Annotated in this window: 9 protein-coding genes and 3 pseudogenes; 8 read left to right on the forward strand and 4 right to left on the reverse strand. The window is 31.9% G+C overall.

The annotated features are described in order from the left end of the window. Positions 1-421, reverse strand: a pseudogene (locus ACRRVB_RS00005) (IS256 family transposase); the annotation flags it as partial. A gap of 113 nt (positions 422-534) precedes the next feature. Between ACRRVB_RS00005 and ACRRVB_RS00010 the strand changes: the two are divergent. Next, positions 535-1,940: pseudogene (locus ACRRVB_RS00010) on the forward strand (IS5 family transposase). Between the two features lie 20 nt (positions 1,941-1,960). Here ACRRVB_RS00010 and ACRRVB_RS00015 read toward each other — a convergent pair. Then, positions 1,961-2,536 (reverse strand): IS256 family transposase, encoded by a 576-nt coding sequence (locus tag ACRRVB_RS00015; protein WP_432465989.1) that lies wholly within the window; start codon positions 2,534-2,536, stop codon positions 1,961-1,963. 146 nt (positions 2,537-2,682) lie between these two features. On the opposite strand from ACRRVB_RS00015, the gene ACRRVB_RS00020 reads away from it, so the two are divergent. From ACRRVB_RS00020 to ACRRVB_RS00050, 7 genes and pseudogenes are all read left to right on the forward strand, one after another. Further along, positions 2,683-4,500, forward strand: coding sequence for an AAA family ATPase (locus ACRRVB_RS00020; protein WP_432465990.1), 1,818 nt, complete (start codon positions 2,683-2,685; stop codon positions 4,498-4,500). Positions 4,501-4,791: 291 nt separating this feature from the next. Then, positions 4,792-5,106: a plasmid mobilization protein gene (locus ACRRVB_RS00025; protein WP_432465991.1), complete on the forward strand. Its 315-nt coding sequence runs from the start codon at positions 4,792-4,794 to the stop codon at positions 5,104-5,106. Beyond that, on the forward strand, positions 5,103-5,405 hold the full coding sequence (locus ACRRVB_RS00030) for a hypothetical protein (protein WP_432465992.1): 303 nt from the start codon (positions 5,103-5,105) through the stop codon (positions 5,403-5,405). Before ACRRVB_RS00025 ends, ACRRVB_RS00030 begins: the two co-directional genes overlap by 4 nt. 113 nt (positions 5,406-5,518) lie before the next feature. Beyond that, positions 5,519-6,924: pseudogene (locus ACRRVB_RS00035) on the forward strand (IS5 family transposase). A gap of 124 nt (positions 6,925-7,048) precedes the next feature. Further along, entirely contained in the window at positions 7,049-7,831 is a 783-nt protein-coding gene (locus ACRRVB_RS00040) for a relaxase/mobilization nuclease domain-containing protein (protein WP_432465993.1), read from the forward strand. A 178-nt stretch (positions 7,832-8,009) separates the two neighbouring features. After that, positions 8,010-9,548 (forward strand): TraM recognition domain-containing protein, encoded by a 1,539-nt coding sequence (locus tag ACRRVB_RS00045; protein WP_432465994.1) that lies wholly within the window; start codon positions 8,010-8,012, stop codon positions 9,546-9,548. A 283-nt stretch (positions 9,549-9,831) separates the two neighbouring features. After that, on the forward strand, positions 9,832-11,508 hold the full coding sequence (locus ACRRVB_RS00050; RefSeq protein ID WP_432465995.1) for an AAA family ATPase: 1,677 nt from the start codon (positions 9,832-9,834) through the stop codon (positions 11,506-11,508). A 238-nt stretch (positions 11,509-11,746) separates the two neighbouring features. Here ACRRVB_RS00050 and ACRRVB_RS00055 read toward each other — a convergent pair whose 3' ends face one another. Further along, positions 11,747-12,751: a hypothetical protein gene (locus tag ACRRVB_RS00055; RefSeq protein WP_432465996.1), complete on the reverse strand. Its 1,005-nt coding sequence runs from the start codon at positions 12,749-12,751 to the stop codon at positions 11,747-11,749. Between the two features lie 162 nt (positions 12,752-12,913). Continuing rightward, on the reverse strand, positions 12,914-14,353 hold the full coding sequence (locus tag ACRRVB_RS00060; RefSeq protein ID WP_432465997.1) for a sodium:solute symporter family protein: 1,440 nt from the start codon (positions 14,351-14,353) through the stop codon (positions 12,914-12,916). Positions 14,354-14,620 lie beyond the last annotated feature (267 nt).

Below are 14,620 nucleotides of genomic sequence, written 5' to 3' on the forward strand. Positions count from 1 at the left end.
TCAGATTATTCCAATTGGCATACCAAGACTTGGCTATTTGTGGATAATGTTTATCCCATTTGTTGGAAAAAGTCTCTAATGCCATAAGTGCTTCTTCTTCAGTTACTGATGTATAAATTGGCTTTAAATCAGAAGATAATGACTTTCTATCTTTATACGAGACATACTGCAAGCTATTCCTAATTTGGTGAACGATACAGAGTTGGTGTTCTGTTTTAGGATATACAGCAGCGATTGCCTCGGACATACCTGACAAATTATCTGTACAAGCAATGAGTATATCCTGCATACCACGATTTTTGAGCTCTGTCAAATTACCCAACCAAAACTTAGCTCCTTCATTTTCACTCATCCACAGTCCTAAAACATCTTTTATCCCCAATCGGTCTATACCTAACGCAACATAGACCGACTTATTTAGTCGGTCCTGAAATACTGTATAATTATTTGTTAATCAGCAAATAAATGGTTAAATTTGTATTGGTTAATAACCAGTTTTAGAGTTGTTTTGTATAAAAAGCTTGCAAAATAAGGATGAAATCTAAGAAAATAAATAATAGCCTTGAGCGTTTGTTTGAGCAACGCTTATCTAGTTTTCTTAACCCGAAACATCCTTTATTCCAGTTATCTGATTCGATTACTTGGCACGCCTTAGCATCAGATTTAGACCGCGGTTTTAGCTATGGACCTGGTCAACCTCCTTTGCCTATTCGTTTAATTATAGGTCTTCTCATTATCAGTCATATGTATAATATTTCTGATGAACAAGTAGTGGTTAGATGGGTAGAAAACCCTTATTGGCAATACTTTTGTGGATATGATTATTTTCAGTTTAAGGTGCCTTGTAACCCCAGTTCATTGACCCGTTGGCGCCATAGATTAGGTCAAGAAGGTCTCAATAAAATCTTATCTATGACTATAGACTTATCGCTAAAAAAAAAAGTAGTGACCCGAAAAGAACTTGAAAAAGTTATAGCTGATACTACTGTAATGGAGAAAAATATCCGTTACCCAACTGACTCTTCTTTGCTTAATAAAGCCAGAGAAAAACTGGTCAGTATAGCCAAGAAAACAGGTATTAAACTGCGTCAAACTTATCAGCGGTTAGGTCTATCTATTAAACGTAAAGTTGATAGGTATGCTCATGCCAAACAGTATAAACGTTTATCCAAGGGCGTTAAAACATTAAAAACCTATCTTGGTCGGGTAATAAGAGATGTAGAACGTTCTATAGCATCCTGTGATGATCTAATACGCAACCAATTTACGCGCCTACTATCTATAAGTAAAAAACTTATAAATCAATCAAAAAATAGTAAAGATAAAGTTTATAGTATCCATGAACCCTCGGTCTACTGTGTGAGTAAAGGTAAGTCTAGAAATCCTTATGAGTATGGTTGTAAAGTACAATTTACATTGACCCATAAAAAAGGTTTAATTGTTTCTACAGAAGCGATACATCCTAATGCTTATGATGGCCATACTTTAGAGAAGAGTTTATTACAAGCCGAGCAATTATCTGGTACCAAGGTAAAATATGCTTTCGTAGATAAAGCCTATAGAGGTCATAATATTCCTGTTAATGAATGTGATATATTTATAAGTGGTTCTAAAAGGGGTATAACCCCTGCTCTAAAAAAAGCTATAAAAAGAAGATCTTCTATTGAACCGCATATCGGTCATATGAAAGCCGATGGTAAATTATCCGTTAACTATTTGAAAGGTATTTTAGGAGATAAACTTAACGTTATTTTATGTGCTATTGCTCATAACCTACGACTGATTACAAGAAAATTATTCTTAATACCCTCACAGTCAAATAAATTAAAACCTATATAATTAAAATTCTTAATCCAAAACCAGTTATACCTATATCTTGGGTAAGAAAAATAGAGCGCCTGATAAACCATATATATTATAAAGAAATATCCATTCAATAAATTTATTCAAAAATAATATTTCAGGGCCGACTATTTATAATGCGTTTATCTTGCCTAACCTTAACTACAAAACAATCAAAAAAAACAATAGGATAGACTGATTCTAAGGGACGATTTTGCCATATCTTAACATCTTCAATAACCGAATCTGTGATGTTACTTATCAGACTTTCACTAACTTCTGCCCCATATAACTCTTGTATTTGAATCTGAATATCTGATAGACTCATCCCTTTTGCATATAGAGATAGAATCTTATCATCTAAACCAGGAATTCTTCTTTGACGTTTAGGTAATAAAACAGGTTCAAAAGTAGAGGATCTATCTCTAGGAACTTCAACAGATATAACCCCATTATCAGTGATAACTTGTTTGCTAGATGGGCCATTACGAGCATTATTTGAATCACTACGGGAATACTTATTATACCCTAAATGATTATCCATTTCTGACTCTAAGGCTTTTTCTATAAGACGTTTACTTAGTTCTTTGAGTAATCCTCCTTTCTCAAAAAGGGTCGATAAATCTACTCCTGATTCTACTAATAAATCTATCGCTTTGCTTATACCATCTTGAGAACTTACTTTCTTTTTCATACTTTTAAAGAATAAAAATTAATGTATTTAATACAAAATTTACAAATCTTAAAAAATATTTACACACTTAAAAAGAAAGACTCCAAAATCTATCTATCTTGTATTTCTTATCATCATTATATATCCCTAAATACAAATACCAGAATATGGATTACAAAAAAGAAGGTAAAGGATTAATAAATAAGGAGCGAAAAGAAACTTCTAGAAGAGCAATACGCATTCCTATTGGGAAATCTAGTGCTAAACAGATGATAGATGCTGGATTTTATGCAGATAAAACTGATTATATTTCTAAAATTTTTGAGGATGAGGGAACTTATTACTTCTTTACAAGACCACGAAGATTCGGAAAATCTCTACTTCTAGACACTATAGATCAAATAGCAAAAGGAAATAAGGAGTTATTTAAAACATGCGCCATTTATGAAGATAAGACTTATAAGTGGCAAAAGTATCCGGTTATTTGGTTTAATTTCTCGAAGTTGGCTAAGGATAATCCAGAACAGATACAAAATAACTTGATAGATGTATTGTATACATTTGCTAAAAATTATACCGTAGATAGAAGTGAAATAGATCCTATTATAGGTGAGCCAACAGTAGAGGGTACACTGGAAAAATTGATTAACGCATTAACAAAACTAAAGGACGGTTATGAAACACGTCCTATTATCTTAATTGATGAATATGATAGTCCGTTAATTTCTTGTAAAAAAGAGCAGTATGAAGATGTACTTTCTGTGCTTAGTTCATTTTTCAAAGTTTTAAAAGGAAGTCAGAAGGATTGTAAATTTATTTTTGTAACAGGCGTAACTAAATTTCACTTATCTGGCCTTACATCAGGAGCTAACTCAGCAAATGACATATCATTGCATGAGGATTATGGGGAAATGTTGGGATATACGGGAGAGGATATCGATAATTTATTTCTTAGCAAGGAAACAATTATTAATCCAGTACTTGAAAAACTTAATAAAAAAAGTACTAAAGAAGAAAATTATACACTTGTTCAAATAAAACAAGCGTTAAAGGATTATTATAATGGTTATTGTTTTACAACTGATAAAATGGTAAGCGTTTACAATCCAGATTCTATACTAAGATTTTTTTATACAAAAGATTTTGAGAATTATTGGTTTAACTCTGGTAGTCCTACCATCCTATTGCAACAAATGAAGCAAAATATCCATCGGTTTAATATGGATTGGGATCAATGTAGTTTCCCAATCGATAAGATCAGGTTTAAACTCGTGCATCCTTCTCTCCATGAAATGCCTTTGTTACCCTTGATGTATCAAACGGGATATCTTACGATGGATATTGATCCATTTCATGTGCAAGATAAAAATGACTTGATTTACTATTTAAAGTTTCCTAATCAAGAAGTAAAATTTTCTTTAAAGCTTATACTAGCTGATTTTATTGATCAATATCAAAAGGAAACAGGAAGATCATGTAGTATCTCTATTCTGAATTCTTTAAGAAACGAAGTATGGGTTTCTTTTCTTAATATCATTCGAAGCGATTGTTTGGACAAAGCGGGTTACCGTTTTTTGGATAAAACCGAAAAAAGCTTTCAGGGTACTTTGTATGTGTTTCTGAATGGTGCTTTCCATGCAACGCAAGATACCGATGCTAGCGCCGAAAGAGATAGTGCAATAGGCCGTCTGGATATCGTTATGCAAGATCAGTACAATGGACAAACTACTGTATATATATTTGAGTTAAAAGTAGGCAAGCCAGCCTTAGAGGCTCTCGAACAGATACATAATAAGGACTATAGTATCCAATATGATTCATGTCATAAGAAAGTACTTATAGGATTAACATGTGATGCCAAAAAACTCAATATTACAGAAGCAGCTATTGAAGTACATCAACGAGATGATCAATACACCTTTAAGGTGATGGAACGCAAAAACTTTACCGTTAATCCCGTTGGTTATTTTCAAGAAGTAGAATAATAAGAAATTAAGGTCTGATTCGTATTAGATTCTGATCTTCGTATTGTTTAGCAATATCACATAATAGATTAAATTTTACCCAATGTCTTTTCTTTTTCAAGACGTGTTTTTGTTGCACAAAAACCCATCTTGCTCCCTTCGGTCGGTTTTGATCATCGGTTATTTTTTTTACTTTTTTCTATAGTAAGTGTCTTTTTAAATTTATATATTGGTTCTTCATCTGTTCTCGGTATCGAGTTTTTTAATGGTTTTCATAAGATTTCTTGATCCATTTAATCTTTATTATTCTCCATGCGTCCAAAAAAAACAACTCAAAAAAGCTCTACCTTATCCATTCGTCTTTACCCTACAGAAAAAATAGCCCTCAAGTTATTGGCTAAAAACTGTGGATTATCGTTGAGTGATTATCTACGAAAAACAGGCCTAAATCAAACCATCAAAAGCCGATTTACTCCAGAAGAACTATCCATCTATCAAACATTAGTAGATTATCGAAATCACTTTAGCCGCATCAGTAACCTTATTAAAGATCAACTAGACTTTAAAAAAGAAGTACAACATGTTATCGAAAAAATCGACCACCAACTTAACAAGATCAGCCAATGAACATCAAAAGCAGCTCCAATTTGAGCCAGAAAGTTTTAATAGAAGTCCTAGTAGAAGAAATAGAAAGCCTAAAACGTACAAAAAAAGATTATGAAAAAATCTTATCGACTACTAGTGATTATCTGAATAGATTAGAGGTGTTACACAATCAACCTATACCTATAGACATAAGACCCATTCAAAAAGAGCATGCAAATATTCTTCATACCTTAAAACGTTTTATTACCATTCCAGTCTGGTTATGGGTTATATTGTCTATATCCATCATTGGGCTATTCTTTAGTACTTGGTATAATTAGTCGGTCCTGAAATACTGTATAATTATTTGTTAATCAGCAAATAAATGGTTAAATTTGTATTGGTTAATAACCAGTTTTAGAGTTGTTTTGTATAAAAAGCTTGCAAAATAAGGATGAAATCTAAGAAAATAAATAATAGCCTTGAGCGTTTGTTTGAGCAACGCTTATCTAGTTTTCTTAACCCGAAACATCCTTTATTCCAGTTATCTGATTCGATTCCTTGGCACTCCTTAGCATCAGATTTAGACCGCGGTTTTAGCTATGGACCTGGTCAACCTCCTTTGCCTATTCGTTTAATTATAGGTCTTCTCATTATCAGTCATATGTATAATATTTCTGATGAACAAGTAGTGGTTAGATGGGTAGAAAACCCTTATTGGCAATACTTTTGTGGATATGATTATTTTCAGTTTAAGGTGCCTTGTAACCCCAGTTCATTGACCCGTTGGCGCCATAGATTAGGTCAAGAAGGTCTCAATAAAATCTTATCTATGACTATAGACTTATCGCTAAAAAAAAAAGTAGTGACCCGAAAAGAACTTGAAAAAGTTATAGCTGATACTACTGTAATGGAGAAAAATATCCGTTACCCAACTGACTCTTCTTTGCTTAATAAAGCCAGAGAAAAACTGGTCAGTATAGCCAAGAAAACAGGTATTAAACTGCGTCAAACTTATCAGCGGTTAGGTCTATCTATTAAACGTAAAGTTGATAGGTATGCTCATGCCAAACAGTATAAACGTTTATCCAAGGGCGTTAAAACATTAAAAACCTATCTTGGTCGGGTAATAAGAGATGTAGAACGTTCTATAGCATCCTGTGATGATCTAATACGCAACCAATTTACGCGCCTACTATCTATAAGTAAAAAACTTATAAATCAATCAAAAAATAGTAAAGATAAAGTTTATAGTATCCATGAACCCTCGGTCTACTGTGTGAGTAAAGGTAAGTCTAGAAATCCTTATGAGTATGGTTGTAAAGTACAATTTACATTGACCCATAAAAAAGGTTTAATTGTTTCTACAGAAGCGATACATCCTAATGCTTATGATGGCCATACTTTAGAGAAGAGTTTATTACAAGCCGAGCAATTATCTGGTACCAAGGTAAAATATGCTTTCGTAGATAAAGCCTATAGAGGTCATAATATTCCTGTTAATGAATGTGATATATTTATAAGTGGTTCTAAAAGGGGTATAACCCCTGCTCTAAAAAAAGCTATAAAAAGAAGATCTTCTATTGAACCGCATATCGGTCATATGAAAGCCGATGGTAAATTATCCGTTAACTATTTGAAAGGTATTTTAGGAGATAAACTTAACGTTATTTTATGTGCTATTGCTCATAACCTACGACTGATTACAAGAAAATTATTCTTAATACCCTCACAGTCAAATAAATTAAAACCTATATAATTAAAATTCTTAATCCAAAACCAGTTATACCTATATCTTGGGTAAGAAAAATAGAGCGCCTGATAAACCATATATATTATAAAGAAATATCCATTCAATAAATTTATTCAAAAATAATATTTCAGGGCCGACTAATTACCATCAATATATGTGTCGTGTTGAACTAGAAAAAGAACTTAAATACTACTATAACGCTTATAAAAGGTTATCCAAAACAGGAAAAAAATGATTGCCATAGGTAAAAGTATCAGTCATATTAGTGCCAGTATCTCTTATGCACAAAAATCAGAAAAAGGTGTGTTATTAGACAAAAACATTGTATCAGAAACTGCCTATGGCGTTTCCAAAGAGTTTAAATTATTTCAAGATATGAACAGTAGGTGCCAGCGTAATGCGCTCTCTTTTGTTATTTCTCCGACTATAGAGGATGGTTGTCAACTATCTAATGAAAACTTAAAGTCTATTAACCAATCTTTTTTAGAAAAGATGGAACTAAAAAATCATCAATACATCGCTTTTGTACACGATAACACATCTCATAAACACATTCATCTCTATGTAAATAGAATTAGTAGGCTAGGAGAGGCTTATAAAGACAATTACATAAGCAACCGTTCTTCTCGTGTTGCAGAAACCATTTCATATGAGATGGGTTTAACCCTAGCCAAAGATGTTCAACATGCCAAAACCAGAGATAAGCTGATGGAACATTCTGCTATACACAACGTTAAAGAGCTTGCTAAGTCTGTATTAAAAGATCGTAGCATCCATTCTGTAGATGCGTTTAGCGAATCCTTTAATAAAGAAGGTTCCCGTTTTAATATTAGGACGGAAGCATATCATAACAAACAAGGTGCTTTTCAAGGCTTACGTTTTTATATCACGCAAGAAGGAAAAGAAGAAAAATTTAAAGCCAGTGAAATAGACAGGTCTTTATCTAAGCAAAATTTCATGGAAACCTTAAATAAGCATAAATCTTTTGGCCATTCTATTGGTTTATCTATTTGATTTTCAATGTTTATATAGTATGTTTAAGTTTATATTGAATATTTTATTGAGTATTTTCTTTACTCTATTTCATCTTCATAGAAAAAAGATTTTACTTTTTCTATCGCTATTTATTCTTCTATTTTTTATTGTTTTTTATGACGCCTTCGTAGTATACTATTTTAAAGGCAAGCGCATTATGCCTTCCCTGACTCCATATAATATGTGGTTTCTATTGGCTATATTTCTGATCTTCCTTTTACTTAATTATATCATTCCTTCTACTTTTGATCTACTATCAGAGGATAAAAAATTCTTGAAAAACAGTACGCATAGTAAGTATAAAAAGAAGCCATCTACTAATTGCTTTATATGGAAAGTACAAAAAAAAGGATTTGTGGTATTGGATAGTTTATCTCAGGGTATATATATCGAGGGATCTCCTGGTTCAGGAAAATCAAGATCTGTTATAGAACCTATTATTTACCAGGCTGCTGATATGGGATTTGCAGGATTTTTATATGATTTTAAGGGTAGCCCACCCACTTTGTCTCCTCATATGTATCACTCTCTTCTAAATAAGCAAACCAAATTTTCGCATATCAATATTACCAATACTAGTATATCCCATCGTTGCAATCCGTTACATCCTAGTTATTTGTCTTTTAGTCTTTATGCACAAGAATATGCCAGTGCTATACTTAAAAACTTGAATAAAGAATGGATTCATAAACAAGATTTTTGGTCAGATAACTCTATTGCATTTTTTAGTGCTATTATATGGTTTCTAAAAAAGCATCATGGTGATTTGTGTTCGTTACCACATGCTTTACTCATTTCCATGAAGGCTCATGAACAAAGCATTGCTTTACTATCTTTAGATAGAGAAACAAAAATCATGATAGAACCGATTCATTCTGCTTACAAAAATAATGCAGAAAAACAGCTTTCTGGCGTATTTTCTTCCTTACAGTTGCCATTTAATAAGATATATACCAAAGAAATATTTTGGGTGCTTTCTGGTCATTTGGGTGATGCAGATACGGTTGATTTAGATGTGAGCCATCCTAATCATCCAACCATGTTGACTGTTGCTAATGATCCTAGGTTAAGTGACTCTTTATCTTCCATTATCGCTCTTATTGCTACGGTATGCATGAAACATATGAATCAGCAGGGTAAACATAAGTCTATATTTCTATTAGATGAAGCCCCTACGTTATTTATTCCTGGATTAGAGAATTTACCTGCTACAGCTAGATCTAATAATATATCGACCATTGTATGTGTACAAGATTTCGAGCAGCTCAAACAGATGTATGGAAACAGTCGAGCGGAGGTAATTAGAAATAATTTAGGTAATCAATTTTTTGGTATGACTAGTAATTTAACAACTGGTGATTACGTATCTAAAATGGCAGGATCTTATACCAATATTAGGACTGCTATACATATATCGGATAAAGACGATACTTTCACTAGGTCACTAGGTAAGGAGTCATACTTAACGCCTCATTATCTCGCTTCTCAACCTCCAGGCCACTTTACAATAAAGGTAGCAGGTAAGAAGCCGCAGTTCTTAGCTACTTACCTTAGTAATGTTAGTTATGCTAGCAATTCAGTAATAAAGATACCAAGTAATTTTGGTAATGAACTAAATAAAAAAATTGAAGATAATTGGGAGCGTATTCACAATGAAGTAGACCAGATATTTATTAAAAATGGTATTAAATTATAAAATCCTACTTGGGTATAATATCTAAAAATAAACCCTGCATTTGACAGTTTTTCTAATCCTAATCGTGTAACACGATTAGGATTAGAAGCTAATGGGAAAGAAATACTAGCATTAGTAAAATTTTCTATTGTTTATCGGATCTAGTCTTGATAAAATTTTTCCCATTAGGTTTTTTTCTAGTTGGTCAAAAGAGGCATTAAGCAAAAAACCTTATACTTCAATTAAAGTTAATGCGTAAAATGCCCTTAAATGAAAAGAAAAACAAGTTTAATAAGATGAAATTATGCGTAAGATAGATACACTGCCTATTGGCTATTCAGATGTTAAATCAGTCATTGAAACAGGCTATTATGTAGATAAGACACGATATGCACAAGCGTTAATTGAAAAAAGAAATCCTATCTTCATAGCCCGTCCTAGAAGATTTGGCAAGTCTCTATTTATCAATACGCTGGCTACTATATGTAGAGGAGATAAAGAAATATTTAAGGATTACCATATAGGTAAACCAGAGAATGGCTATCAATGGAAGAAATATCCCATAATTAAAATAGATTTTTCAGGAGTATCTAATAACACACCTGAAGAACTAAGCTCATCTATTAAAATCGTACTAAAAGAAATAGCCTTTTCTTATAGCATAAAAATGGAAGATGCTACTGTTAAAGATACACTGCGTAGCCTAGTAGCACAACTCATAAATTTAGCAGATACTATAGAAAACAAGGAGAATACAAAATCTATTTATCAATCCAAAATAGTGGTACTTATAGATGAATACGATGCACCCATTGTTAATCTAACTAAAGGATCAGACTTAGAACAATCCAACATCAAAGTCATGAAAGATTTCTTTATGACCTTAAAATCACTAAATGAATACTTTCAACTTACATTTATCACTGGCGTAAGCAAATTCAGTTTATCTGATGTATTCTCAGGAGCCAATCATTTAAGCGACCTTACGATAGATAAAAGTGCAGCCGCTATGTTCGGTTATACCGAACAAGAATTATTAGAAGTTTTCTCGGATCATATATCTATGGTTACCAATTTATGGAGTGAAGATATAGGTCAACCAATGACTAAAGAAACAGTCATGCAAGCAATAACTACCCATTATAATGGTTACAAGTTTTATGAAAAAGGTCCTTCGGTTTATAATCCTTGGTCTACCCTTCATTTTTTTAAAGAGGGAAAGAAAGCCGACTACTGGTACGAATCAGGTAGTCCAACTATGCTCATTAACCAAATGTTGGCAGATCCTGATAGATTTGAGCTAGACGATTTACCCATTGATGCTTATAGACACGAGTTAATGTATACCGGTAGTAGGAATGAAATTAGTTTAAAAGCATTGATGTTTCAAACTGGATATTTAACCATAGAGAGCTATGAATCATCTACAGGCGTTTATAAGCTCAAGTTTCCTAATCAAGAAGTAGAAAAGGCTTTTACCCAAACCATTCAAGATGCTTTAGAAAGGCGCATGAAAGACTATTTTATATCAACACAAGATCAAATAAAAAGTGCTTTACAGGCCAAAGATATTGAATCATTTATTATTGCTATTAATATAGCCTTTGCTAGTATTCCTTACTACATAACCAGTAAAACAGAAAAAGATTATCATAGCAATCTGCATATGCTACTTTATGGTTTAAACTGTTTAGATGGGATTAATAGTCATGTGGCTAGTGAGTCTCCTTCTAGCAGGGGTAGGGCTGATATAGTACTAACCATTGGTAGCATTGTGTATATTATAGAGATCAAATACAAGTCAAATGGTAAAATAGCTTTACAACAAATTAAAGAAAATTGCTATTATATCTCCTATTTATGGAAAGCCAAAGAAATTATTTTATTAGGTATTAACTTTGACCAAGAAACCAAATCTATAGATAGTTGGGCCTCTGAAACAGTGAACAGAGAAGAGCTTATAAAGCAGATGAATACGTAAAATATACGGTTCTGTCGCATCTGTGTAAAGAAAGGATTAAATTTAGATTTTAGTTTAAAATTTTAGTTTCGATGTTTACTATTACGCCCAGATTATTGCGATATTTTAAAGGATTTTGGACCATCGGGAGCGGATTAACAGAAAATTACGGTTTCTGTTTTGTACCCAACTTCGTTAGCTAGATTTTGGCAATAGACTATGTCTTAAAAAACGGTCGTTTGTTGAGACAGCTATTATTCTAAGACACGCATATGTGTACCACATGTCTTTTATTTGGTAATATAAACTTATTCTGAATGGGGTGTTCTGAAGAATTAAAGGTATCATTAGAAGATACGCTACTAGATCCAATAGAATTGTTTAGAGAGTCACTTATAGTTTCGTTTAACTCACATATCTGTAACACATTTTGAAGTGAAGTGTTTTCTACAACCTCAGAATTCTGTTGTTTATCTATAAACTTATTGAGTTTATCAATTGTTGATCTAGGAAGAAACGTAAGTCGTTCTTCCGCGCTGGAATTTAATTCTAATATTAATTCTGTTTTTTTACATAAACAGTTATTATGTATACAATCTATACTTAAATCTTGGTAGTATAATAATTCTTCGATTAATGCGCCTAACTTATCATGATCAGTTGCATTAAATATCATATTACAAATATTATCTCCTTGGTTATCTATATGTTTATTAAGATCTAGTCCGATATATTTATGAGTAAACCTTAGAAAATTCTTCAGTACATGTATATTTTTCATTTTCATTGCTACCAATAAAGGTGTTTCATTGGAAGAATTTTTTTGTAGAAGTAGACTCATTTTTTCGTTTAGCAAGAAAGAATCCATCTTATTTAATATTATATTAATAATATATATTGATTCTTCATTTAGATTATATCTATAGTATTCTGGTATTTTATGTAATAGTTCATTTTTATTACAAATTTCTATAAAACTATCATAGTTGAAGGAATCGTTATTTACTAAGTTTTTCACTTGATTATAATCACGATTCTTTACTGCATTAATAAGATTATTCTCTAAATCCAGTGGTATTTTCTGAAATGTTTCCCCATTAGTGATTTGATACCCGGTATTATCCTTCATATCAACGTTTGTATTAACTTTATATTCATCTATACGATACTTACCACCTAGTTTACTACAAGAAATAATAAAAAAACAAACTGTGCTAACTGGTATGATAAAGATAAAGTAGTTGGTGTAATATTTTATTTTCATAATGATTAGATTAATATCTCAATACAGGAGATATAAGTTTAAAAAAGTAATAAAAAACTCATAAAATAAAAATTATATTGGTTATATTTGCTTTTCAATTTATATATTTTATACACAAATAACAAGTACGTAGTGTGTTTTTTTGTACATTATTTTCTCGTGTTAAATAGAGTGAATTGCTCTAAAATATTTCTTTATTTTTTTTAGTTTAGTTGGTAAATAGTGTGCCAGGATCATAGATAGTCCATTCATTAACATACAAGGAAAGTGACTGCTATCTGTATGAATTATAGGGAATATCCACCTATGCCAAGCAAAAACAGATAGTAATCCGGTAAAAATTCCTACTAAAAAAACATGGTAAGTAGTACGGAACCCTAAAACAAGTAAAATAAATGGGGCCATTATTATTGGGACATAAAAACGACCATACCATACAAGTATTCTCATTAGCATAGACATGGAACAATTAAATGCTAATACCAAAGTGAGTAACGCCAGAGCGAACAACGCTATACGAATCACTAGGAGTTGGTAGTATTGAACAAATCTTTTTAATAAAGGTATTCTTCTTAGTATTTCATAACCAACTATAATACTAAGTACATGTAGTCTAGAATCAACTGTAGACATAGCGCAAGATATTATAATAAAACATACCATTCCTCCTAAAATAGGAGAAGAATGGGAAAGAAAATAATCCCAAATATATTTGTTTTTTATATCTGGAAACCAAATAAAAATAAACAACCCAATTGTCAGCATACATGTTACAATAGCCGTACAAAAAATACCAGCATATAAAAATGCTTTTCTTGCTTGATTGGGACTAGAAGATATATATACATTATGAATCAGATATGGACTTATAGCACCAAAAGAAAAAGAAAGGTATCGAAGTATACTTTTTATCTTACTATTCAATGGAATAAGATTATGTAATTCGAACTGATTTTTAGATTTTAAGAAATGAATAATTTCAATAATTGGTTTATCTATTTTTTTAAAAACTAACCAAGCCAGTAGAATAATAAGTGTGGCAAAAACAACACATTGCCATACATCTGTCAAGGCAATAGCACGTTCACCACCATACATAGCATAAACAAGTATGATTACAGTAATTAGTATAGTGATAACTAGTGGACTAGCTGAAGGCATGAATCGGCTAACTGTATTAGATATAACGTGAATTTGTAATGATATAATAATGATCGCATTAGCAATCTCAAACAAAGAAGTTATCAACCTTCCATAACTACCATATGAACTAGCCATTGTTTCTGGCATTGATATATTAGACATAAAACCCTTCATATATCCTGATAACCAGCTTATTAATAACAAAGGAAAAAGAGTAATAGATATTCTATAAGCTATATACCATACTCCCATAGGAGCATGTAATATACTAAGCTTTAATAACGGACCTGTACAATGCGTAGCTACTATACTAGCTACTATGGTAGCCGTAGAAAATTGTTTATAACCAATGGCATGTTGCTCAAAGTTAGAAACCTTTCTATTCCAAGGTAAAAAAGAAATTACCAATGTTAATAGCAAAAATACTCCAAGTAGAATTAACAAAACATCAAGTGACATAATTAGCTCTGTCCAATTAAGGGTCGTACGTTTGTATTAAGAGACCGTTGCGATAGATAGTTATTGTAATTTTTGATAAGGTTGTAGTTGTATTTTTAGTAGTTTTTATGTTAAGGATGCATAAATTTAGTTATTTAGTGATTTTCAAGTTAATCTTTGTATATTTTAGATATACCATCCCCCTAAAAACCCTTTAAAATGATATTTGGAGCTCTATATAAATTATAGGCTATAGCTTCCATAACATGTTGCGTATGCGTTTTATCA

The sequence above is a fragment of the Candidatus Cardinium hertigii genome, assembly GCF_050864855.1.
GTDB lineage: Bacteria > Bacteroidota > Bacteroidia > Cytophagales > Amoebophilaceae > Cardinium > Cardinium hertigii_C.

Coding starts and splice junctions, on each gene's coding strand:
- ACRRVB_RS00015 (WP_432465989.1), bottom strand. CDS start 2,536: ATGAAAAAGAAAGTAAGTTCTCAAGATGGTATAAGCAAAGCGATAGAT.
- ACRRVB_RS00020 (WP_432465990.1), top strand. CDS start 2,683: ATGGATTACAAAAAAGAAGGTAAAGGATTAATAAATAAGGAGCGAAAA.
- ACRRVB_RS00025 (WP_432465991.1), top strand. CDS start 4,792: ATGCGTCCAAAAAAAACAACTCAAAAAAGCTCTACCTTATCCATTCGT.
- ACRRVB_RS00030 (WP_432465992.1), top strand. CDS start 5,103: ATGAACATCAAAAGCAGCTCCAATTTGAGCCAGAAAGTTTTAATAGAA.
- ACRRVB_RS00040 (WP_432465993.1), top strand. CDS start 7,049: ATGATTGCCATAGGTAAAAGTATCAGTCATATTAGTGCCAGTATCTCT.
- ACRRVB_RS00045 (WP_432465994.1), top strand. CDS start 8,010: ATGCCTTCCCTGACTCCATATAATATGTGGTTTCTATTGGCTATATTT.
- ACRRVB_RS00050 (WP_432465995.1), top strand. CDS start 9,832: ATGCGTAAGATAGATACACTGCCTATTGGCTATTCAGATGTTAAATCA.
- ACRRVB_RS00055 (WP_432465996.1), bottom strand. CDS start 12,751: ATGAAAATAAAATATTACACCAACTACTTTATCTTTATCATACCAGTT.
- ACRRVB_RS00060 (WP_432465997.1), bottom strand. CDS start 14,353: ATGTCACTTGATGTTTTGTTAATTCTACTTGGAGTATTTTTGCTATTA.